18 protein-coding genes and 1 pseudogene are annotated in these 22071 nt (G+C 58.3%); 12 read left to right on the top strand and 7 right to left on the bottom strand.

The genetic code is table 11. From position 1 onward, the window contains the following. Window positions 1–83: 83 nt before the first annotated feature. Window positions 84–1880: a hypothetical protein gene (locus tag X757_RS160370; RefSeq protein WP_023709267.1), complete on the bottom strand. Its 1797-nt coding sequence runs from the start codon at window positions 1878–1880 to the stop codon at window positions 84–86. A gap of 127 nt (window positions 1881–2007) precedes the next feature. Here X757_RS160370 and X757_RS160375 point away from each other — a divergent pair, with 127 nt between their 5' ends. The 3 genes from X757_RS160375 (at window position 2008) to gshB (ending at window position 4479) form a co-directional block, all read left to right on the top strand. Further along, entirely contained in the window at window positions 2008–3012 is a 1005-nt protein-coding gene (locus X757_RS160375) for a glycosyltransferase (protein ID WP_023681309.1), read from the top strand. A 4-nt stretch (window positions 3013–3016) separates the two neighbouring features. Continuing rightward, window positions 3017–3391, top strand: coding sequence for a GtrA family protein (locus tag X757_RS160380; RefSeq protein WP_023681308.1), 375 nt, complete (start codon window positions 3017–3019; stop codon window positions 3389–3391). Between the two features lie 134 nt (window positions 3392–3525). Then, window positions 3526–4479, top strand: coding sequence for a glutathione synthase (gshB, locus tag X757_RS160385; RefSeq protein WP_023681307.1), 954 nt, complete (start codon window positions 3526–3528; stop codon window positions 4477–4479). Window positions 4480–4571: 92 nt separating this feature from the next. On the opposite strand, the gene X757_RS1000000165675 is transcribed toward gshB, so the two are convergent. Beyond that, complete coding sequence (locus tag X757_RS1000000165675; RefSeq protein WP_023714454.1) at window positions 4572–5645, bottom strand: glycosyltransferase family 2 protein; 1074 nt, start codon at window positions 5643–5645, stop codon at window positions 4572–4574. 184 nt (window positions 5646–5829) lie between these two features. On the opposite strand from X757_RS1000000165675, the gene X757_RS0133365 reads away from it, so the two are divergent. The 5 genes and pseudogenes from X757_RS0133365 (at window position 5830) to X757_RS160405 (ending at window position 12459) form a co-directional block, all read left to right on the top strand. Continuing rightward, window positions 5830–6894 carry a glycosyltransferase gene (locus X757_RS0133365; protein ID WP_156933398.1) on the top strand — a complete coding sequence of 355 codons (1065 nt, stop codon included), beginning with the start codon at window positions 5830–5832 and terminating at the stop codon, window positions 6892–6894. Between the two features lie 248 nt (window positions 6895–7142). Beyond that, window positions 7143–7784: pseudogene (locus X757_RS160390) on the top strand (magnesium chelatase domain-containing protein); the annotation flags it as partial. Window positions 7785–7918: 134 nt separating this feature from the next. Beyond that, window positions 7919–10285 (top strand): hypothetical protein, encoded by a 2367-nt coding sequence (locus X757_RS160395; RefSeq protein WP_023725303.1) that lies wholly within the window; start codon window positions 7919–7921, stop codon window positions 10283–10285. A 319-nt stretch (window positions 10286–10604) separates the two neighbouring features. Next, window positions 10605–11345, top strand: a complete 741-nt coding sequence (locus X757_RS160400) for a hypothetical protein (protein WP_156933397.1) — start codon at window positions 10605–10607, stop codon at window positions 11343–11345. A 433-nt stretch (window positions 11346–11778) separates the two neighbouring features. Next, window positions 11779–12459 (top strand): hypothetical protein, encoded by a 681-nt coding sequence (locus tag X757_RS160405; protein WP_023725300.1) that lies wholly within the window; start codon window positions 11779–11781, stop codon window positions 12457–12459. Window positions 12460–12770: 311 nt separating this feature from the next. Here the strand turns inward: X757_RS160405 and X757_RS160410 are convergent, their stop codons facing one another. Beyond that, a complete protein-coding gene (locus tag X757_RS160410; RefSeq protein ID WP_023725299.1) occupies window positions 12771–14519 on the bottom strand; it encodes an adenylate/guanylate cyclase domain-containing protein in 1749 nt (582 codons plus the stop codon). Window positions 14520–15047: 528 nt separating this feature from the next. Continuing rightward, on the bottom strand, window positions 15048–16787 hold the full coding sequence (locus tag X757_RS160415) for a hypothetical protein (protein ID WP_156933396.1): 1740 nt from the start codon (window positions 16785–16787) through the stop codon (window positions 15048–15050). A gap of 347 nt (window positions 16788–17134) precedes the next feature. On the opposite strand from X757_RS160415, the gene X757_RS160420 reads away from it, so the two are divergent. Next, window positions 17135–17548, top strand: coding sequence for a hypothetical protein (locus X757_RS160420; RefSeq protein ID WP_156033671.1), 414 nt, complete (start codon window positions 17135–17137; stop codon window positions 17546–17548). 234 nt (window positions 17549–17782) lie between these two features. Here the strand turns inward: X757_RS160420 and X757_RS160425 are convergent, their stop codons facing one another. The 3 genes from X757_RS160425 to X757_RS160435 form a co-directional block, all read right to left on the bottom strand. After that, window positions 17783–18307, bottom strand: coding sequence for a hypothetical protein (locus X757_RS160425; protein WP_023725296.1), 525 nt, complete (start codon window positions 18305–18307; stop codon window positions 17783–17785). Window positions 18308–18818: 511 nt separating this feature from the next. Then, complete coding sequence (locus X757_RS160430) at window positions 18819–19670, bottom strand: hypothetical protein (protein ID WP_023725295.1); 852 nt, start codon at window positions 19668–19670, stop codon at window positions 18819–18821. A gap of 134 nt (window positions 19671–19804) precedes the next feature. Continuing rightward, complete coding sequence (locus tag X757_RS160435) at window positions 19805–20434, bottom strand: tetratricopeptide repeat protein (protein WP_023725294.1); 630 nt, start codon at window positions 20432–20434, stop codon at window positions 19805–19807. A gap of 223 nt (window positions 20435–20657) precedes the next feature. Here X757_RS160435 and X757_RS160440 point away from each other — a divergent pair, with 223 nt between their 5' ends. The 3 genes from X757_RS160440 to X757_RS1000000167765 all read left to right on the top strand — a co-directional run bounded on the left by X757_RS160440 (window position 20658) and on the right by X757_RS1000000167765 (window position 22021). Then, window positions 20658–21158 carry a hypothetical protein gene (locus X757_RS160440; RefSeq protein WP_023725293.1) on the top strand — a complete coding sequence of 167 codons (501 nt, stop codon included), beginning with the start codon at window positions 20658–20660 and terminating at the stop codon, window positions 21156–21158. 81 nt (window positions 21159–21239) lie between these two features. Further along, entirely contained in the window at window positions 21240–21494 is a 255-nt protein-coding gene (locus tag X757_RS1000000167770; protein ID WP_023725292.1) for a hypothetical protein, read from the top strand. A gap of 65 nt (window positions 21495–21559) precedes the next feature. After that, a complete protein-coding gene (locus X757_RS1000000167765; protein WP_156933395.1) occupies window positions 21560–22021 on the top strand; it encodes a hypothetical protein in 462 nt (153 codons plus the stop codon). Window positions 22022–22071 lie beyond the last annotated feature (50 nt).

The following is a 22071-nucleotide window of genomic DNA, read 5'->3' as shown; positions in this document are numbered from 1 at the left end:
ACGCCCGAAATTTAGGCTGAGACTGGCAGCAAAGCGTTTAGGAAGCGTATCGCGAAATCGATTTTTCGCTGGCGAATGATGCTTTAGCGGACGCGGTAGAGTTCGACCGGGGTTCCGCGCGTTTCGGCCACCGGTTCGAGCCAATCGGGGACGCTTCCCTGCATCAGCCTGGCCAGGAAGCCTTGCGGCGCCTTGGCGGCAAGCATCTTGCTTTCGGCGCTGCCGCGGCAGAGCGCCATCAGGCCGACGTGGTGAGCCGCCGCGATCGTCCTCGCCTGGTCCGCCGATCCGAGGAAGGCATCGAGCGCAAGCAGGTCGCCGGCGATGTTGCGATGATAGGGGCCGGCAAAGACGCGGTGCCCGGAATAGGCCAGGATGGGCGAGCCGAGATTGGAGATGGCAAGCACCGTGGTGTGCGGCAGCCGGGCCAACGCCGCGAAGGAGGCCTTGCGCTCGCAGGACGGATCGCTGTCGGTGTCCTGTGCCTCGACCGAGACCTTGTTGGCCTCGAATACGCTCGACGTCGCGGCGGCAGCACCGGCCCAGACGGCATTCACCGACACCACCCAGACCGCCGCCATGCGCAGCGATACGCTGCGCGCAGGGCTGATCCTCGCCCGTTCGCGCCAGCTTGCGATCCAGGCCGACAGCGGGATGACGGCAAAGGCGATCGAGAATGTCGAGCCGCGGACCTGCCAGGCGCTGACGATGAAGGCGCCGACCAGCAAGGCGCCGACGAGGCTGTCCTGGCGGCGCCATGGCCCACGCAGGCGAAGCGCCATCAGCGCGATCGCCACCAGCGGCGTGACATAGCGCGCCGCCAGCGAGGCCGGCTCGCTGGCGGCAATACTGAACAGCGACTGCGCCTCGTCGATGTGATCGAGCCACAATTCCTTGAGGCGCGGATCGAGATTTGCGTAGGGAGCCGCAAGGCATTGCGGAAACAGCGCCGCGACAACGGCGCCCAGCACAAGCGCGAGCAGGCCGAGCGAAATCAGGCGGCGTCCGGCCGTGCCGTTGGACACCTTGAGCGACGTCACGGCGGCAAGGCCCAGTCCGGCGATTGCCGCGACGACGAATTGCACGGCCGAGAAGGCATCGCACTGCGCCTGGCCCCAGGCCGATGGCGGGATGGTGCTGACGAAGACGAGGGCTGAAACGCCGGCAAAGCCGAGACCGAAATCCCTGGCGATCCGGTGTTCGCCGCCGGGATCGACGACGAACAGCAAAGCGATGCAGGCGCCGATGGTGGCGACATAGGGCGCGGTTTCCATGCCGACGGCCAGCGTCAGGGCCGCACACAGCCCGGAAATCAGCGCCGCCCAGCGACGCGCCGGCGCCTCGAGCAGCAGGCTGAGGCTGGCCATGGTCAGCGTCAGCTGGACATTGTGATGATCGAGCGCACCCGGCAAGAAAATGCCGATGAAATGCAGCGCCGCCGCGCCGATGACGATAGCGGGCAGCACGGCGCCGACGCCGGCGAAGCTTCGTGCCGCACGGGCTGTAAAAAACACCGCCAGGCAAAACAGCAGCGACGGCCACAGCACCTGTGCGATCGCTTCGGCCATGGCCATGCTGCCGGTCAGCGCCGAGGCGGCGAGGATGATGGCGGCGAGCGGTGCGTCGACCAGCCGCGACCAGTGCATGACGAAACCGCCTTCCGGCCCCATCCTGTACTGATGCAGGTCGAACCAGCCCTGGCCGGCCAGCATGTCGCGAACCTCGACCAGCCGCAGCAGGCTGTCATTGTCGCCGCCGGCATTGCTCAATTCGCGAAAGCCCGTGGCGGCATTGACGGCCAGCACCACCAGCATGGCAAGCAGCGCCAGCGTCATATCGGACTTCCAGGAGGAAGCACCCGCCTTGGCTGCGTTCATCATCATGACCTTCGTCGGAAAGACTGCGGCCTTAAACCTAGCCTTAACAGCTTCAATAAATAGTAAAGTCGCCTGAGCGAGGCCGCATATGAGCGCGGCCGGAGGCTCCGCCGGGCGTCGGGAGACGGAAATGCCGCACGAAGTCCGCCATGAGCCGGCCATTGCCGTGCTCCTGCCTTGTTACAATGAGGAACTGACCATCGCCGAGGTGGTGCGGCGCTTTCGCGAGACGCTGCCGTCGGCCGAGATCTATGTCTATGACAACAATTCCAGGGATTTGACCGCGCTCAAGGCGCGCGCAGCGGGCGCCATCGTCGTCCGCGAGCCGCGCCAGGGCAAGGGCAATGTCGTGCGGCGCATGTTCGCCGACATCGATGCGGACATCTATCTGATGGCCGATGGCGACGGCACCTATGCGCCGGAAGATGCCTCGCTGCTGATCAACATCCTGCAGACCGAGCGCTGCGACATGGTGGTTGGCACCAGGCGCGGCGTCACCGACGATGCCGGCCGTTCCGGCCATGCCTTCGGCAACCGCATCTTCAACAGCCTCTACAAGCGGCTGTTCGGCGCCGACTTCACCGACATCTTCTCCGGCTACCGCGTCTTCTCGAGGCGTTTCGTCAAGAGCTTTCCCGCGGTTTCCGGCGGCTTCGAGATCGAGACCGAAATGTCGGTGCATGCCTCGCAGCTCAAACTGCCGGTGAGCGAGATCGCGCTCGATTATGGCCGCCGGCCTGAGGGATCGTCGTCGAAGCTGTCGACCTATCGCGACGGCGCCAGGATCCTGTGGATGTTCGCCATGCTGATGAAGGAAACGCAGCCGCTGCGCTTCTTCGGCGCCTTCGCGATTTTCTTCCTGGCGTCGAGCCTTGCCCTGATGACGCCGGTGCTGATCGAATTCGCCCAGACCGGCCTCGTGCCGCGCATGCCGACCTGGGTGCTGTCGGTCGGCCTGCTGCTGCTCTCGATGCTTGCGATGGTGACCGGACTGATCCTCGATTCGGTATCGCGCGGACGCGCCGAGCAGAAACGCATTTTCTATCTCTCGGTTCCGTCGGGCCGGGTCGAACGGCGCGAACGCACGAGCGAAACAGCGAAGGCCGAACCGGGCAAGACGCCCCGGGCCGCCTGAGGCCGTGAGCCGGCTCGCCCGCTTCGTCCTGGCCGGCGGCGTTGGTTTCGTCGCCGATGCCGCGGTGCTCTGGCTGCTCTTGGCGGTGACGCCGCTCGGTCCCTTCGTCGCCCGTGTCCTGTCGATCGGCTTTGCGCTGTGCGTCACCTGGCAGATCAACCGGCACCTGACCTTTTCGCCGTCGAGCCGCGGCGTGGCGCAGGAGGGCGCGCGCTATGGCGGCGTCGGCATCGCCACCAGCATTGTCAACTATCTCGTCTACTGCGCCATCCTGTTCGCGCTGCCGGCAATGCCGCCGCTGGCGGCACTTGCCGTCGCCTCGCTGGTCGCCATGGCGCTGTCCTTCCTCGGTTACTCCCGGCTGGTCTTCGACCGGTAAAGGTCTGGGCCAAGCAAGCGCGATTGGCAGAAGCCGCCAAGTTCCGTATATCGGCGACTTGCCTTGCCGCAATTCCGGACGGAAAACCGCTACGCACTTTTCCTGGACTTGCTCGACCCGCTGGAGACCAAAAGATGACCCTGAAGATCGCCGTCCAGATGGACCATGTCTCCACCGTCTCGATTGCCGGCGACACGTCTTTTGCGCTGTCGCTGGAGGCGCAGCGGCGCGGCCACCAATTGTTCCACTACACGCCCGACCGGCTGTCGATGCTGGGCGGCAAGGTGTTTGCCCGCATCGAAGAGATGAAGCTCCGCGACGAGAAGGGCAATCATTATACGCTGGGCGACAAGGTGCGCACCGACCTGTCGGAGATGGATGTGATCCTGCTGCGCCAGGATCCGCCCTTCGACATGAATTACATCACCACCACGCACATTCTGGAGCGCATTCACCCGAAGACACTGGTCGTCAACGACCCGGCCTGGGTGCGCAACAGCCCGGAAAAGATCTTCGTCACCGAATTCCCCGATCTGATGCCCGAAACGCTGATCACCAAGGATCCCCAGGAGGTCGCGGCCTTCCGCAAGGAATTCGGCGACATCATCGTCAAGCCGCTCTATGGCAATGGCGGCGCCGGCATCTTCCATCTCAAGGGAGACGATCGCAACCTCGCCTCACTGCTCGAAATGTTCGCCCAGCTGTCACGCGAGCCGTATATCGTCCAGCGCTATCTGAAGGATGTGCGCAAGGGCGACAAGCGCATCATCCTGATCGACGGCGAGGCGGTCGGCGCCATCAACCGCGTGCCGGCCGACCACGATTCCCGCTCCAACATGCATGTCGGCGGCCGCGCCGAAAAGACCGAGCTGACGGAGCGCGAACGCGAGATTTGCGCCCGCATCGGCCCGTCGCTGAAAGAGCGCGGCTTCATCCTGGTCGGCATCGACGTGATCGGCGACTACATGACCGAGATCAACGTGACCTCGCCAACCGGCGTGCGCGAAGTGCAACGCTTTGGTGGCGCGGATATCGCCAGCCTGTTCTGGGACGCGGTAGAGGCGAAGCGGCGGAATTTGGCCGCGTAGTGTGCGTTGCTACGGAGGACTTTGGTGGGTCCAGAGAAGCATCGAAAGATGCTCTTTATCGGGTAAGACTGCCGAGCAAGCGGCTCATCAAATCAAACTATGTCCCGGAAGCGCCGAGGCCTCAGTTTCGGAGGAAGGAGACCGATAAGTCTGGTCTGCAATTTTCGCTGTGGTGTTGCCCAGTCTTTCAGCAGAAAACCCGCATCGGAGTTCTTTTCCAGCAATGCAAAAGCCGCAGACAGTCCGATCAGGTCGACCAAGGTCCTGCGCATTGAGTGGCGGGAGATTAAATGCGCCAGTCCCGGCGCCACTTCGCACCAACGATTGGCCAGTGCCCGCCGTATCGCTATTTCAGTATCAGGCGACATCCTGCCGAGGCCAACTCCGGTACCCAGGATGCGCCCGTCCGCCCAGCCATTGCCGCCGTGAAGCCGATAACTGCCAAGAGCCCGCCCAATCCTCACGGTTCCGCCGATCATATGGGCGGCACGAGCCATATAACCATCGGCACATATCCTTATTTCGTCCGGATCGGATGGACGCATGATTTCAAGCGGAGCTCGACGAAACATCATCCCCGATGTGGTTGACCAAAACCAACCCACGGTACCCCGATCAATAAATAATAATGTCGGGTCAGCTTCGGTGTCGACATGCAGGTAGCCGCTCATTTTCGGCATCGATCGCGGGTCGTTCAGGTGGAATACGGGATGACCGCCCGCAAGCAGGTTGCCGGCCGTATCTATCACCACCTCATCGGAGCTCGACATTGCCGCGATACGGGTTTGGCTGAGATGCGCTCTCACATGGCATTCTATGAAGTCAGGATGCCAAGCATCGTCACCGTCAAGAAAGGAGATCAGGGGCCCGGCTGTCGCGTCAAGCCCGGTCATCATTGCTGTCAACTGCCCGCCATTTTGCAGTCGGGGCAGAAAGCGGAAACGACTGTCGCCAAGCTGGGACAGACACTCTTCAATCCTTCGGCGGGAACCGTCGGTCGAAAAATCATCGACCACCACGCATTCGAACGCAGTGTATGTCTGCGCCGCTACGGATCGGATCGCAGTGTCGATGAATGCCTCTTGATTGAAACAGCCTACGCAAACGGATACGGTTGGTAGCGCGATGTGAGAACCAGCTCCGCTTGGGACGATGTTTTCTTTCAAGAGGCGCTTCTCCGTACACCAGATTTGATCGCCTGAGATATTCCGTCGATCAAATGGCGGTGTTTCTTTGCCAAATTTCTCTCTATCGAAGCGAGTTTTTCTCCGCACTCAAGATCGCAATTGCCGCATGTTGACCCTACAGCACGGGTATCGCCCTCCTACCAAATTCGAGATTGTCAGAGCCATGCTGCGTCATGGCCACAACCTCAGAAAAGGGCACCCTTCCGCGAAGTCGCAACCTGCTCTTCAGGCCAGTTTGCTGTCGGACGATCCGTTCATATCCTATTCGGGAATGTCCGGTACGCCGCTCGGATTAGCAAGTCATATGCCTTTCCGTCCACGCAGCCACCGCGCCTGGTTTCTCATCTCGCCAACCTGGTCCGTCGAAAACAGTGCTAGCGTCAAAACCATCCGGACCTATGCCGTTCTGCATAGACTCAAGAACCCCCGTCACTCGCTAATCTTCCTATCCAACACTCAGGCAGAGGCTGATCTGTTGAACCAGTCCGGCGAGGCCGCCGTCCTGCACAACAAGACGTCAACAACCTCCGAACACATATTCAGGCCTCTCGATGACGTCCCTGTAGAATTTGATGCAATCTACAATGCGCAGCTGGCTCCGTGGAAGCGCCATGACTTGTCGCTTGGCATCCAGCGTTGCGCATTTGTCTTCTATCGAGATTCAAGCGGATCCTCCACGACGGAGTCGGAAAGAGCGCGAATAAATCGGCATAGGGAGCTCGCGCCGCATCACGTCTTTATCAACGAGTTTGACGGCACCGGCAAGCCGGTCCGATTGGCACCGGCTCAGGTGAACACGCATCTAAATCGTGCAGCCGTGGGAATCTGTCTCTCTCACCTGGAAGGACCAATGTTCGCCAGCACGGAATATCTTCTCGCGGGCCTTCCAGTGGTCACGACGCCGAACCATGGCGGCCGAGACCTTTATCTGGATGACGACTATTCGCTCACAGTTCCACCCGATCCTCGATCCATCGCGGAGGCTGTCTTAGCGCTGAAGGAGCGACGAATTCCCCGGGATTACATTCGTTCGCAAACTTTGAAACGAATCGAACGAGACCGCGGGCGGTTCATAGACCTTGTAAACGAGATTTTTCTGGAGAGCGGCTCTTCGCGCCGGATCGCCCTGCCTTGGCCTTTCAGATATCCTGTCATGGAGTGGCTTCCACCGCAGGTCGCGATCGATCGATCGCTTTCAGGTTCGGTCGATGCCTTCATCACCGCTTAGAAGCAACACCCTCAGATTGCCGAAGGGCCTAGTCGCCTTTGTTAACGCGGTCGAGGAGGGGAGCAGCCGTTCCATTTTGCTCAACCATCTTCCGTTTTTGCAACCGGCACAGCGCGCTGCAACCACCACGAATGCATGTTCCTGTAATGTTCTTGCCTTGGCCTGAAATCTATGGTTGTCTTGTCCTGACGTCGCTCGCGGTCTGAACCACAAGGCCGAGGCGAGCCGGTATCCGGGGGCAGAGCAAGATGGTGGCGCGGGTTCGCACGGTTGCTTTCCAGGGCATCGAGGCCGTACCGGTCGATGTCCAGGTGATGATCGCGCCGGGCAAGGTCGGCATGCAGATTGTCGGCCTGGCCGACAAGGCGGTGGCCGAAAGCCGCGAGCGGGTGCAGGCGGCGCTGCACGCTTCGGGCCTGTCAATGCCGTCGAAGAAGGTGACGGTCAACCTGGCGCCTGCCGACCTGCCCAAGGAAGGGAGCCATTACGACCTGCCGATCGCGCTCGGCCTGATGGCAGCACTCGGCGCCATTCCGGGCGATATGCTGGCGTCTTATGTCGTGCTGGGCGAATTGTCGCTCGACGGCACCATTGCCACGGTCGCCGGTGCGCTGCCGGCGGCGATCGGCGCCAATGCCGAGGGAAAAGGCCTGATCTGCCCGTTCGGCTGCGGGCCGGAAGCGGCCTGGGCGGGCAAGGATTTCGACATATTGGCGCCGCGCAGCCTGATTGCCATCGCCAATCATTTTCGCGGCACGCAGGTGCTGTCGCGGCCCGAGCCCGGCATCCATGTCTCGGCCCGCGACCTGCCCGACCTTTCAGACATCAAGGGCCAGGAAAGCGCCAAGCGGGCGCTGGAAGTGGCGGCGGCCGGTGGCCACAATCTGTTAACATTGTGGCTAATTAAACGACCGCTCCGAGCGGGCGCATCTTTGCACAAACCTCTTTAGGTTACCAACGAATCGGATAAGGGTCGCCGGCCCTGCCTCGCTGCCACTGCGGCTCATACCATCCGTCTAAGTGCATGCCTGAAATTTTGAATCCGGAACTGTTGGTCCGAAAATTGTCGGACTTTTGTCGAGTACGCGTCGCACCGGTGTTGCCGCCTCATGAGGTGGAGCGAGTGCGAGCCTACATGGTAGGTCTAATCACGACCGCCCAACGTCCACCAACCCGAAGCCGGGGGTATGATTGGGACGTGATCGCCCTTCAATGTGACATCCATCATGAACATATCCGCGCGGCGAGAAAGGCAATTGAGCCCGGCCTTGATGCGATCTCACGTGCACTGAAGAATGCCCCAAAGAGGGAAAGGAGGCCGGCCGCGTTGCCCTGTAAGGCAAGGGCTCAACTGGATGTCCAGCCCTCGTTGAAGCCTCCAAAGGCGAAGCAGGTAGCAACTCAGCCTAGGCCATCCACTGCTTCCCCATACCCTGAACGGCGGCAGTTAGGCCAGAAGCCAGGGATGAAACCTCGCGAGATCGAGGAGTTTCCAACGCCGCTATCTTCGGAGTGGTTGGACCCGCAAGCTTTCCGGGAAGCACTGGAACTTCATATGCGACGGCATGGTGACAGCTATTGGCACTTGCATCGTGCGGTGGTGAAGGAAGGCGAGACGCTCGATCAGTCCACGATCCGCCACTGGCTTTCAGGTACCAAGGTGCCTCGCAGCGTGACAAGCTTCGAGCTTCTCGGTCGGATTGAACGTAGGTATCGCCTCCCAGAGGGATACTTCAAAGGGAAGCTCCCGCACCGCGCGCACTCAGCGACCGGGCATATGCTCGACGATATCGGTCCGGCTGAACGCAGGCGTCTGGCATGGCATCTTCCCGACGATTTCAACTCGCGCCCAACTGTCGAACAGGAAGAAATCTTGGAATGGGTGCGTCGCGTGATCATCTCGGGCTCAACCGACTACCGACGCTTTCAGGCGGCGGCTATCAAGCAGCGTTATGCAATACGATTTCCAGGCGTATCTTATGGCCAAACCGATCTAGCCGATCGCGATGACACTGAAGACTTCCAGATTCGCCAGTCGGGCGAGGGGTCCTTCACAGATCCAGACTTGTTCTCGGGTGTGATCGATGCGCCGCCTACGCTGGCAATGGAAATGGCCGAGCTTATCCGCTTCAAGACGTCAACGCTCACGGCGTTTGGCCTTCAGCGGCAGGGCGTTTGGAGCCAGGAAACCACGTCGCAGAAGATTGAGCACCTCGGGCTGATGTTCGGCGCCCTTGCAGCCCATCCAAAGGGACCGGTGCGTGGGTATGGCGTCCACTATCAGCACCTTTCATTCGGCATGTTGGTCTTCCCGTCGGTCTGGGATTGGTATTTGCAATGGAGAGAGCGGCGGCGCGGTTTCTATACCAGCTGGGAGGTGGATATGCTTCGCATTTCGCTCGCCCTGACCCGTAGGGACACGGGCTGGCTGCGGCAACATCCGAAGTTGGGTGCGAGGGTCCAGCCGGTCCCTGGCTTGATCTCACAAAAAGACATCGATCGGGCTCTAGGCGACTGGGATGACGCTTGTGACGTTTACTTCAAACACGCGACGTCCCGTGCGAAGGAAATCCAGCGAGTTGCTCGTGTCCATCGGGATCCGTTCGAACCGATCTTGGCCGTCCTGGAAGCTGACAGCCCCGTTGGTGAGTATCGCAAAATTACGGAGGAGATTTTAAGGCTAATGCCAGATGAACGGCTATATCGTCGCGCGGCGGCCGAATCCATACGGTCGTTCTTGGTGTTGCGCCTAGGACTTCATCTCGGCCTCAGACAGAAGAATCTACGGCAGTTGATGGTTTGCCAGCGCGGGCATTTGCCGCGCTCCGAACGTCAGCTTGCGGATATGAAGCGGGGGGAAATACGCTGGAGCGAACGAGATAATGGCTGGGAGGTCCTCATCCCATCGGTAGCGTTCAAGAACGCAAACTCATCCTTTTTCGGAAGCAAGCCGTTTCGGCTGGTCCTGCCAAATCTTGGCCGGCTCTACCATCATATCGAGGCCTATGTCGATCGCCACCGGCGTATCCTGATGGCGGATGCTGACGATCCAGGAACGTTCTTCGTCAAGACGGTGAAGGCGACAAGCAGGGATGCAGCTTACGACCAGAACACCTTCTACGAAGCGTGGCGACTGATTATCCAGCGCTACGGAATCTACAACCCTTACACTGGCCGTGGCGCAATTCCGGGCCTTTTGCCGCACGGCCCTCACAACGTCCGTGACGTGCTGGCCACGCACATTCTCAAGCGGACTGGCTCGTACGAACAAGCAAGTTACGCAATTCAGGACACGCCAGATATGGTGGCCAAACACTACGGCCGTTTCCTGCCCCAGGACAAGGCTGCACTGGCTGCCCGGATACTCAATCAGGTATGGGAGGCTGCGTGACCTGGCGGCCTGTGTCGAGACCGCGCTTCGCGCCAATCCCCGAGTGCCCGAGATGGGACGGCAATCGGGCGGTCCGCTTCTCGGCGCTGCCATACTGGCCAAAGCCGGGAAGCGGCGGCTCTTTCTGCAGCTACCTTTTCCAAGGTCTGCACTTTTCCGCGTTACCTACAGAGACCAAATGCTGTTTGTTTGATTTTCAAACCTCCTCAACCAGGACTTTTACCGGTTTACACCCCTGAATTCCATTTCTGGAGAATATTGTGCGTTGACTCTAATATTAGCGCAGCTTTAAATTCCTCAAGCACTGAGGGGGTGAAAAATGCGCAGATGGACTTTACTTTCGATATGTGTGGCGGCGGGATGCGCGACAGGACAGGTGGAGGTCAACAAAGTAGCGCCCTATCAGGTCAAAGAAGCGATCCATTGCCAGCTAGCTCAGGATTTAGCCGATGCGATTTCGTCAAATGACAACTTGAAAGCTTATGCTGCCTCCTACGTGATAACTCTGAAGGTTGAGCGCCAATACGGTGCTGGCTTAACAACATTGGATTGGGTCATCCCTTACAATGCCGACGTCCTGAAGCTGGGCGCGGGTTTGTCGCTGCAGGATCGTAAAATGGAGTCCACGGTTCTTAAGGGAAAGGTCACAAAAAAGGACGGAACAACTGCGACTTGGTGTGCGGATAAGAGTGGGCTTAAGCCATTCCGCGGGGATCTCGGAGTAGCCGATTGGCTTCGCAGCGCTGTCGGTCCTCATCTTAAACCTGGTGACTTTGGCCATACCATCGAATTCGGCGTTGTATACGATGGTAACCTGCGGCCCGGGTTCGTGGTGACAAATCTTACCGGGTCGGCTGGACTTTCAAGCAATCAGAAACTGACCAACACGTTGGACATTGCATTCTTCGATGCCACTCCTGCGCCACCGCAAAAGGTGATTATCGTCGATGCCAAGGGCAAGAAGCAAGTCGTCACCACACCCGCGCCGGTGGCTCCTCCAAGCGGTGACAGGATCCTGGACTACCTACTATTGAATAGGACTAACATCGAAGAGCGATAACGCCCGCCTTCGCCATCCAAAACACGCCTGACACGGTGGCCAAACACTATGGCCGCTTCTTGGCCCAAGACAAAGCTGCCCTCGCAGCGAGGATACTGAACCAAGTGTGGGAAGCTGCATGANGGTGGCCAAACACTATGGCCGCTTCTTGGCCCAAGACAAAGCTGCCCTCGCAGCGAGGATACTGAACCAAGTGTGGGAAGCTGCATGACATTGCGGTCCACCATTGTTAACATTGGGGCTAATTAAACGGCGCGGCGCCATCGCAGCGAGAACCGCCCTATAAGCGCCGAGCGGCTTCGTCCGAAGTTTGATCCGGAATGACGTCAATTATAAGCGGACAGATGGCTTTGGTTGCGGTCGGGAGACCCGATTTTCTTTTGAGCTAGGCCGGCACCAACCCAATAGTCTCTGGAAATCAAGGAAGGCTTCAATGGCTGAGGGCGAATTTTCTGGGCTTCATCTGGCATTGGTGGGCGACGGCGGTTGTGCGAAGGCCGGATTGGCTGGCGTCGCAGTCGGTACCAACAGCTGTTATGTGGAGGCAAGGAATCTTGGCGTCGCCTACGCTCGCGATCATAGTTATGCCCTCACCGTCGACGGCGGAATCGCCCACATATCTGGTTACTACGGGTTTGCGCATGCCACCAACGGCGTTGCCTACTGCGTGCATGGCGACCGAGCTCAAGCGCACAATCGCGGCTCCGCCATTGCCGGTAGCGGGGTCGCGTTAGCTGACGACTACGGCTTGGCCTCTTGTCGCCTCAGCGGCTTTGTGCAGACCGGCAAAGGTGGCGTGGCGATTGCCTGGAACCATCCAGACGATGACACCAACGACGGTGTAAATTCTTCCCTCGGGACGCTGACCGGATCCGCAGGAGCGGTTTTGATTGCCTTTAAAGCCGACCCTGTGACAGGCCGCCGTCAACCGGTAATCGGTGTCGTCGGCGACTTCTCAACCGAGCCCGTTGTCCAATTGGGGTTGCGCGCGGGTGCATTCTATCAAATTAGCCCGGAAACGGGTGCCTTTGAGGAAGTGATTGCCGAGTTGCCCGCGCCTCCGCAGGGAGCGATGGACGCAGCCCGTCAATGTGGTGCTGCCAACGTCGATTAAAATCTTATTTTTGGAACGGTTCGAGCTCGGTTGTTGCTGTCGTTCAGGCGGTCACACCGCATGGCCCTTAGTTCTCGACCTGGCGGGGATCAGGATTACGACGACCGACAGGGAACGACTTGTGTGAGGCGCAAAACTGCCGTTCCTCCACGCGCGAAGCTGAACGGGTCCGCGTCAAAAAAGCGACCCAGTGCCGGCGCCCGATCCATGTTAGCATTGTGGCTAATTAAACGGCGAGCGATAGTCGAGGCGTACAAGGACCGCTGAGGGCCGGATCAAGTGTCGTAGCGTCACGGCTGCGTCATCATCCGTCAATCCGTAATGCCTGCTTTCCGCAGGCCATCTAGCCAGTGCTCCACGTCCTCCTGACGGCGATATGGAGAGCCGTGCTTGTAGTCAGCTAGAGTGAAACCAGGCTTGCGCTCAAGGCACCTGCCCCAAGCCGACCTTGCCTCTTCGGCGCGTCCGAGCTGTCCTAAACACGCAGCCAGATTGGCGAATCCGCGATCATAATGGTTGTTGTCCCAGCGGCGGAACGAATCCAGCGAAGCCTCATATTCACCGAGCAGATAGTAAGTGAATGCGAGTAGCTCGTGGACGTCGCGCTGTTCGAGCGGACTCAGACGTCTGAGCCGCTCGCCCATCTCGCGGGCCTTCGTGAGTTGACCACTCCAGAGGCAGATGTACCCCACCCAGACGAGTACGACCGGGTTTGTCGGGCCCATCGCGAGCGCGCGTTGCGCATGAGACGCGGCAGCCTCGAAGTCCCCTTTCCATCCATGCAGAGCGGCGACGACCGCCTCTGCCAATCCGCTGGCGTCGCCGAGTTCGATAGCCCGCAAGGCCGACTGCATGGCCGACGCCTTCATCTCTTCATCAGCTCTGAAAGCGGAGAGGGCGGCGTAGGCGTCCGCCAGCCAGGCATGCGCGCGCGCCGAATCAGGCTCCAAGCCAATAGCCAGCTTCAAGAACTCGACACCAGCGATGGTATCCTTTTCGGTGATCCGGCTCGTAGCATCGATGCCGCGCAAGAACGCGTCATATGCGCTGAGGCTCGTGTGCGTTTGCCTGGTCCGAACAATCTCAGCAGCGCCTACCTTACCGACCAGTGCCCAGGCGATCCTCTCTGTCACCTCGTCTTGAACGGCGAATAGGTCCTCGATGTCTCGGTCGTAGCGCTCGGCCCAGACGTGGTTGCCGGTGGCCGCTTCTATCAACTGTGCAGTGATCCTGACGCGTGCAGCGGCCTTTCGAACGCTTCCTTCGACAACATACCGTACACCGAGCTTCCTTCCGACCTCGGTGATGTTTACGGATTGACCCTTGAAAGCGAACGAGGAATTGCGCGCGATCACGAACATACTCTGGCTTCGGCTGAGTTCGGTGATGAGGTCCTCGGCTATTCCATCCGAGAAATAATCCTGCTCGGGGTCCACGGACATGTTTGTGAAAGGAAGTACCGCCACTGATGGCTTGTATGGGAGTGGCAAATCCTCGCCAGAAGCAATCAACGCTGAAGGTTCTGACTCATCCCGCTCTTCTGTTTGAACCCGGTAGGCACGCACGGGCCCGGCAATATTCTTCATCGTATGCTCGCCCAGGTCGACGAGCGTATAGGGGACCTTTCCCTTCACTTGATCATAGACGCTGCGTCCAATGACGACCCCGCCGGGCTCACTGACCTTTTCCAGCCTGGCCGCCACGTTTACGCAGTCGCCGTAGATCGTCGTATCATCGACGATAACCTCTCCGGCGTTGACACCCATTCTAAAGGCCATGCGCCGGACTTCGGGAATGTCCGTATTGCGTGCCGTAATGCGTTCTTGCGTCTCGACCGCGAATTGCAACGCATCCACGGCGCTGGGAAACTCGATCAACAGACTGTCGCCCGCGGTGCCGACCAGCCGACCGTTGAATTGCGCGACCTTTGGATCGATCACTTCGGCGCGCAGTGCTTTTAGATGGAAGAGAGTCCCGGCCTCATCGGCCTCCATCAAACGCGAGTAGCCAGCTACATCTGCTGCCAAAACCGCCACAAGCTTTCGTTCTGGGCGCGCCACGATGCCTCCGGACTACACGTGGGTTTGCTATAGCGTAGCACCCGCGCCTTTGCGCAACTAGCCGCCTGAGAATATCCGCCTTGCGTCAAAAGATAATGTTAGCCGGTGGCCGCGACGTGCTGACATTTTGGCTAATTAAACGGCGCGCCCTGATCGCCCGGCGAAACTTCCGCTAAGCACGACTTGCGGGCCTTTGTCAGCGATGACTCTGAAAGGTCTTCTCTGAGAGATCGCCCCTAAACAACATCCGTTGCAGAAACGTTGCCTGGTCGGCGCGTCACGCGTAATGCCCGACGTCATTTGGGCGACTGCAGGCGGTCACTTCTGGCAAGGTAGACTTTGTAAAGCAGCCGTTCCATGGACCTGCGATCTCATCCGGCGCAGTTTGGTAGGCCGGCTAATAGAAGCCATTTCGCCACCTTCTGGGCCAGGGATGGGAGATGCTAATATGTGGAAAGCCAAGGTCATTGCGGCGACATAAAATGGCACACATGAGTGTCCATGGCTGACTATGGCACCAACGACAACTCACTTGTTCTTCAGTGATTTTGGGCATTCTACAAGATCGCTCACTTGCTTGCGAGCGATATTTTTGTTGTTGATTGTGAACTTATTCTTCTGAAGGTTTAAAATGGAGATTTGGCCTGGCCTATTTGTTGCTTTAGTTCCTATGTACTTTATGTCGATGCCCACATTCATTAAAGCGTTCGCGACCTTTTTCAGATCTGCTACTCGCGTATTTGGCCCGCATATTAGTGCGTTTGATAATGCCTTCGTATGTTCAGGCCCAATATACGCAACTCGTGTGTATTGAATGGAGTTTTTCTCGAGCGCATCGGTTACTCGATTCCGGTCAGCGGGTTTTGCATAGTAGGCGACTAACTTGTTACCGGTGTCAGGCCTTGTATCCTCTAATGCGGATTGCAAGCTGGTCGCAGTGATAGATTTGTCATAGCTGACTTCTGAAATAAATGGCGGATCGTCTCCAACGTAAGTGAGCACGACTGTGGGCTTTGCGTACTCAAGTTGCTGCTCTTTGCCTAGCGTCCAAGTGAGCACCCACTGGTTGTCTAGAAGAGGGATCGCCTCAGTATCTGGAAGTTTTGACGCTTGCGCTATAGCCGCATTCACTTGACCTTCCGCCGACGAAGGGTCAATTTGGCTCCATCTGCCTATATAGTTCCTAGGGTCAAGTTTGCTGGTATCGACCCTCGGCCTCCCCTCTTCGTCATTGAGAATCTTTCCCTGTGCGTCTCGAGCCCACGTCGTTTTGGAGACGCAGTCAACGTCTCGGGCCGATAGGCATTGAACGGTATCAAAGGCGTCTTTGGCTTCCGGAGAATAGGCCGTCACCTCGTCCGTGCCCGCCTGAACGATGACGGCTCCCGCCGACTTTAGGAATCCGTCTTTGATCGCTTGTTCGTCTCCCCCGGCAGCGGCAACTGCCAAGCCGCCTGCGGCACCAGCCACAGCCGACTTTCTTAAGATCTCGCCGGTTGTACCGGTCGGCATATCACCGATTGCGCCGGTCTGCGAGGTCAGCGCGGCCAGGAGCCCGGCGCGGAGTGCCATGTCAGCATTTCCGGTCTGGCGGTAAGTTGACCAGGCAGCATAGGCGGCAGCGCCAGCAGGCCCCCCGTACGCAGCAGCAGCTGTGGCAGCGGCAGCGTTGACGACCTTGCTTTCCTGTGTTGCTTTGGCAAAATTTTCTTCGCTTGACTGCAGTTTCTCAGTGCCGAGCCCCCACATCGCATCGACAACTTTTCCGTCCCGAAGGCGCTTAGCCGCAGCGGCTGCCTGGGTGAGCTGATCGTTGGCCTGGTTCTTTACGAAGTTGCCCACTGCCTTTCCCGCGTCGACAGCATCGTCGAAGCTTTCTTTTCCCTGATTACCGACGTCACGCCATGCCTTGACGTAAGTTGCGGTTGCATCGTTCGCTGCCTTGTATGTTGTGCGAACAGTGTCCTCGCCAGCCTTCTTCACCGTCTCGAGAACGTCTCCATTGGCTTTTTTCAAGGTCCGGGCAGTGTCGTTGGCAGCCTTCTGAATTGTCGTTAGGGTGTCGCCGCCGAATTGCTGAACGGTTACTCCGATAACCGGACCAGAACCAAGATTCGGGTCTATACGAGTTCCGCCGACCACACCGCCGCCACAGGTGTCACAAACTCTCACAGGGCCCACTGAAATGTCGAAGGCTGAGGAGGGAGATGAGACTAGCATCGATAGAGAGAGCGAAACGATCCAGAGGCAACCATCATAGCGGCGCATGTGCTCCTCCCGTGCTCTGGCCAGTGGGTGAGTAAAAAACCTTTGTTGGCTTTAAGACGCACTAAAGCTAAAGTATCAGGAAACTAAGAATTTTGAAAGCCCAGTCCGTTCTCGCGTGGCGATGGCCCACCGTCCGCTTTCGGACGCGAAATCGCCATCGTCCAAACTCCGATCCGGAATGACGGCAATTGGGGCCGTATGCGGCCCGGCAGTTCTTGAGTTACAAAGGTCAATTTGCGACTTTGATCTATTGACTTTTCGCCACCCTTGCGCCCTTCGTTTGTGAATAAATTGCGCTCACTCTTGCCCAGCGCAATATTATGTATTCGCAAAACGGGGGTCTAATAGTGCCGAAGGTGATAGTCGTCAAAGGCGAGAAGGGTTCGGGTAAGACGTCCGCCATTCACGAAGCCGCCAGGCTTCTTGGCTGCGGCCTTACAACCAATAGCCCCGCTGATATATTCATGATCACGTATCTCAAGCTTGGCAGGACAAAATGCGGCATCGGGATTGCAAGCTCAGGCGACAGCGCGGAGATCATCAAGGAGAACATAGACGCACTGTATCCGCACCACCTCGACTACGTCATTACCGCGTGTAGCGCTCCGCGCGCGGGCATGCCGATCATCGAAGCGTTCGCAGCACTTGAGGGCGCGGAGCTAGTTACCATCGACTCCAACCGGCAGCCGAGTGCGACGCCTGAGGAAATTAGCACGAAGGTTGCTGCGATCGCACAGCAGATACGCAGCAATATTCCCTAGGCGCTTCGACGACAGTATCCCAACCCGTACCCGGCCTCTACTCGAGATCCTCGGGGTACGTCTGCTTTTGCTAAGAAGCCGCTCAGCGACCATCCGTGGGGCAATGTCCGCTCTTCGGCGAAAACAAAGCTTACTTGAATGTCTGCGACGAGGCGCAAAGCTGCCGTTCACGCCGAAGCAGCCCGGGCAGAATCTGGTGGGCGCACCACGTTGAGAATGCTTTAATTAAACACTTTACGCTATATCGATCATCCGCAGCCAATTTTTTCCAATGACCGAAACGGGGGCCGAACCGGAACGGCAGGTTACTGCTCGCAACCTCCTTGTGCAGACCGGGGGACACGAGATATCCTTGATCCGCCCTTTGCCACCGTGGACCTTTCGCGCCATGTCGAAAAAGGCGTCGGCCTTCGCCTTCCAACCACCGGCTACCGTCATCACCTGAATGACGATCGAGCCGTCATCAGCGTCGCATCGGCCGCTCATGATTTGGCCAGGTCTGCCGGCGAGCCTTAAGGGACAATCCTGCTGCGGGCATGTTCCGTCACGAATGGTGACAAGCGGACGGTCTTCCTTCGTTTGCAGCCAGTTTTTAACCTCCTGTCGAAATGCGCTCCCATCCCAGAACCGCCCCTTGAAGTCGTAGCCGAAATCGAGCTCGTTGCTGGAGTTCGGTCCGAAAAGCTCGGGTGCCATCCGTTTGAGCGCTTCCCGATCTTCCGAGCGCGGCGGCATCCCATCCGCATGCGCCAATACCATTCGCTGATATCACTCATCGCTATAGGTACCCCAATTCGCCCGTTGGCAGAGGTGCACGCGCCGCATTGATGCCGGCTGCAATTACGGCGTCTGAATACCTGCTTTTCGATTCGTGAGCGAGGCTTGCCGACCGACAAACAGCGCTGATTGAGAATGAATTAATCCGCCCCGCCATATGGATTATGAGGTGGAACAATTCCTATTAGAGTGCCGGCATAATGCAGTAGTATAACCAACGAGGTGGGCGACCCCCTCTCGCGAAAGATGTGATTTCGTTGTCGATGTAACTCGCCGCGTCCCAGAGGGTCCGAGTCAGTTGCTCGTTGGCTGGCTCAATCCGCTCAACAATCCTCTCCAACGCTGTGTTCGCGGCATCACCATGCATGCTGTCTCGCGACTGGCAAAGACACGATGACGTCATGGGAACCCACGACGAAAGGCTCCTCTTTACGGAAGCTCTAAAAATTTGATTTCGCAACTATCCGGAAGATCCCAACGCTCAAGCGGAACTTCAACCGGTCTGTCGAGAAGCAACAGCCAAATCGCGCATGAGAGCCTCCGCCTTCTTCAAACGATTGCCAACAGTATTCTTGTGAACGCCGAGCAGCGCCGCAACCTGAAGGTTTTGCAACTGAGTGATCGGCAGCTTCGTGGCAGGAAGCAAGCCCGCATCCGGGTGGCGAATCTGAAGAATGATCTGGGCAACCCGTGCACGACTGGTAAGGCCGGCGCGCCTCAGCCGCTCGCGGAGGTCATCGGCGCGTGCGAATGTGAGATCTTCGTGCAAGCCGTTTACACTCTCAACGATAAACCGGTCCTCCGGGGGAAGGACACTCAGAAACGGTTTCAATTCCTTCCACAAATCGATGCGCATGAGTGCGTCGGAACCCTGATATTCGTCGGGGATGACACACGCAGTCTGAATATGCCGGTCAACTTCGCCCTCACCATTTTCAAGTGGCACGAAACGATTGGCGTTGCGAGGAAGAAATCGCTTTTTGATTTCATCGCGAAGCCAAAAGGCAAGGCTCACCGGCTCAGGCCGTCTCAAGGGATTGGTTCTGCGTAACACGCCTTCGTAGGCTATCGGCAAGCCGTGGACGCCGCGAAAAACAATCTTGTCAGCTTGCAAAGGTTGTCCGAAAACGCCGAGAATCCCATAGTAGGCGTCGGAGATAACCTGGTCCACGATCTCTGCGGCTCGGTCACCGACGAGTGGACGAATGGACTCCTGTAAATCCGACTTATCGCGCATTGCAAGGCGCAAATAATCTTCCGTCGCTTCAATCAAGTCGGCCGCACGCCGCCCTTTCATGGTTTCCGCCAGATGAATGTCGTCAGCATTGGGTTCACGCCTGAGCATTTGATGCCCTTTCGCCTAAACTCTAGCTTATTTTCCAAGATCCCAGACGGTTGGACCATGCAACGTTGCGCTCGCAACCGACGCCTGGCCAAAGACGGTGAGTGCAGCAAGGGCCAATGCGACTATAAAGCTCTTCATTTTGCTATCTCCTCTTCATATTTGCTGAGTCCATCTCCAAACAAAATCTCGAATTCGTCGGACTCCCTAATTCTGGCATAGTCGGCATCTTCCACAAGGTAAGACCACAACTCATCATTGCGCCACCAGTCGGGACGACTGCCCTTCAATGCATGAACGGCCGTTCGCACCTTGAAACGATCCTGCTCGGTCGACCTCCATTCAGCGGCTGAGATAAGCATGAGGTAGGGCACAAACCAGTCCGGTTTAAGGCTCTTCGCTTTTTCAAAGGCCGCTTCAGCTTCGCCATATTGTCGGAGTGCCATCAAGGCGTGTCCTTGGTTGATCAATGCCTTGGCCTGATCGAAACATGCTGCTGCCTCGGCATGCCTAAACATTGCTAACGCTTCCTCGGCGCGACCAAGGCCAAGCCGCAGGTGCCCCATGCCATTAAGCGCTACCGGGTCTTGTGCCAGAGCTTCGGCTGGCTGGCGTTCCAGCAATTCAGTCGCATCGGCAAATCGGCCCGAATCGCGGAGAGTCGCGACTTCGTCGAGCACACTTTCTCTAATCCGGCCGGCACGGGGAAGGGTTCGCCGATTGGCTTTCCAAGCCAGTGCGCGGATTCTGTGCTCCAAAGACTGCATCCGAGCTACTCCTTTCGATTCCCTTCTGCCCATAAGGCGTCGAGCGAAGTGCCAGTCACAATCGCGTCACCGAGGCTGGCGGACTCTAAGAAAAATTGGTCATAAGAATCAGTCGGTTAATAGGCAGAAAAAATTTGTTTTTGGAATCTCGGCAAGTTCGATCGGCGTTGGATGCCTTATCGACTGTAGGCGTCGGGTAGGCCGAAGCCAACGGGAGAGAAAGATGACCATCAAATCGATCGCAGTTGCCGCGTATGTGATCTCGACCGCTCTGTTCGCTGCTGGCCTTGAGCCTGCGCACGCGGACTGGTGGAGCAAGCACATCGCCCCCGTAGGCAGGGGAATCAACAAGACGTTCAATTCCATTGTGAAGAACCCGGGGGAGATCCTTCCCGTCTGTTGGGGACACCCCCAGGATTGCCGAGCGGAAAACATGCCGGGAGATGCAAAGACCCCGCCCGTCAAGCCTTCGGACCGCGCGACCTCGATCTGCGTCCAGCCCGACGGTCAGGGAGGCGCCATCGCCTGGTTCTATCCTATCCGGCCTGCACAGTATCAGCAGAACGCCCCCGTCACCGTGACCAATCTGCAGCAGTGCCAGGAGCGCACGATCTCAGGTCCCGTCATGCCGGCCAACATGCTCACCATTGCTCCGACGGGCTGGACGGAGAGCGTTTTCTCCAACGGAACGACGTTCTGGATGCTGCGCGGGCGCATCCTCTGACCAGCCAAGCATCCTGGCCCCCGCAGTGCGCGGCCAGGATAAGACAACCCTCTTCTAACTCGAAATCATCCGGAGAACACAATGCGTTATTTCATGCTCGCCGTCGGCGTCATGGTCGGGCTCCCTGTCGTTCCGGCCTCGGCTCAGAACTATACCGACAGCCCCCCGGCTCATGGGCAATACATTTCGCCCTGCCAGGACGGCAACAGCTGCAATACGGTGAACGTCGGCTCGCTTGGCGGCAAACCGGGGCTGAACCCGGTGCCCGGCGGCTACCCCGGGGTCCCGTCCACTGCCGCTCCCCCGCCGTCCCCTCCGCAGGATGACAGCCCCTGAAAACCCCGGCCTTGCCGTACGATCGCGGCTGGGCCGGCCCGCCATCCAATCATGGGAGTCTTGTTATGCCCCGCGCGCTTATTTTTGAACGCGATACCCCTCCATGGCTTACGGCTTTGCTTGATGCCTCGAGCTTTCCCGGTGAAGGAGAATGGGAGGGAAGCTTCAAAGGGTATACTCATGTGGGCGCGCCCTTTAATTTTCGGCTCCGCATGTGTCTGCGCATTGGGGCAGACGTCATCGAGGGTGACGGCAAGGGCATTGATTTTCCCCGTCAAGACAGGGAGCCTCGGAGCTTCGCTCTGACGGGATCCGTCTTCGCGAGGACTGTCGAATTCCAACTCTATTTCGACGCGAGCTACCTGCGAAACACCTCGCTTTTGTGCGAGGGCGTGCTGTCGCTCGACCGCCAGAAAATTACCGGAGCGTGGCATCTGCCATGCTTCTCTGGCTGCGGATGCAAAACCGCAGCTTTCGGCAACTATGAACTGCGCCGTGTTTCCCGTGGAGTCTCTTCTGGTTCCTAAACAGCAGCGCCTTCGTCGATGCTGACGGCATTGTCGACTTTTGCCCACCC

The organism is Mesorhizobium sp. LSHC412B00, from assembly GCF_000503035.1.
Taxonomy (GTDB): domain Bacteria; phylum Pseudomonadota; class Alphaproteobacteria; order Rhizobiales; family Rhizobiaceae; genus Mesorhizobium.
Note: the sequence above shows the minus strand (reverse complement) of the source record. Positions and strands in the feature narration are given on the sequence as shown.

What these genes read in the sequence shown, in the direction of transcription:
- X757_RS160400 (WP_156933397.1), top strand. Translation starts at nt 10,605, where the DNA reads ATGCGCAGATGGACTTTACTTTCGATATGTGTGGCGGCGGGATGCGCG.
- X757_RS1000000167765 (WP_156933395.1), top strand. Translation starts at nt 21,560, where the DNA reads ATGCCCCGCGCGCTTATTTTTGAACGCGATACCCCTCCATGGCTTACG.
- X757_RS160415 (WP_156933396.1), bottom strand. Translation starts at nt 16,787, where the DNA reads ATGCGCCGCTATGATGGTTGCCTCTGGATCGTTTCGCTCTCTCTATCG.
- X757_RS1000000167770 (WP_023725292.1), top strand. Translation starts at nt 21,240, where the DNA reads ATGCGTTATTTCATGCTCGCCGTCGGCGTCATGGTCGGGCTCCCTGTC.
- gshB (WP_023681307.1), top strand. Translation starts at nt 3,526, where the DNA reads ATGACCCTGAAGATCGCCGTCCAGATGGACCATGTCTCCACCGTCTCG.
- X757_RS160435 (WP_023725294.1), bottom strand. Translation starts at nt 20,434, where the DNA reads ATGCAGTCTTTGGAGCACAGAATCCGCGCACTGGCTTGGAAAGCCAAT.
- X757_RS160395 (WP_023725303.1), top strand. Translation starts at nt 7,919, where the DNA reads ATGCCTGAAATTTTGAATCCGGAACTGTTGGTCCGAAAATTGTCGGAC.
- X757_RS160425 (WP_023725296.1), bottom strand. Translation starts at nt 18,307, where the DNA reads ATGGTATTGGCGCATGCGGATGGGATGCCGCCGCGCTCGGAAGATCGG.
- X757_RS160440 (WP_023725293.1), top strand. Translation starts at nt 20,658, where the DNA reads ATGACCATCAAATCGATCGCAGTTGCCGCGTATGTGATCTCGACCGCT.
- X757_RS160430 (WP_023725295.1), bottom strand. Translation starts at nt 19,670, where the DNA reads ATGCTCAGGCGTGAACCCAATGCTGACGACATTCATCTGGCGGAAACC.
- X757_RS160405 (WP_023725300.1), top strand. Translation starts at nt 11,779, where the DNA reads ATGGCTGAGGGCGAATTTTCTGGGCTTCATCTGGCATTGGTGGGCGAC.
- X757_RS160370 (WP_023709267.1), bottom strand. Translation starts at nt 1,880, where the DNA reads ATGATGAACGCAGCCAAGGCGGGTGCTTCCTCCTGGAAGTCCGATATG.
- X757_RS160375 (WP_023681309.1), top strand. Translation starts at nt 2,008, where the DNA reads ATGCCGCACGAAGTCCGCCATGAGCCGGCCATTGCCGTGCTCCTGCCT.
- X757_RS0133365 (WP_156933398.1), top strand. Translation starts at nt 5,830, where the DNA reads ATGCTGCGTCATGGCCACAACCTCAGAAAAGGGCACCCTTCCGCGAAG.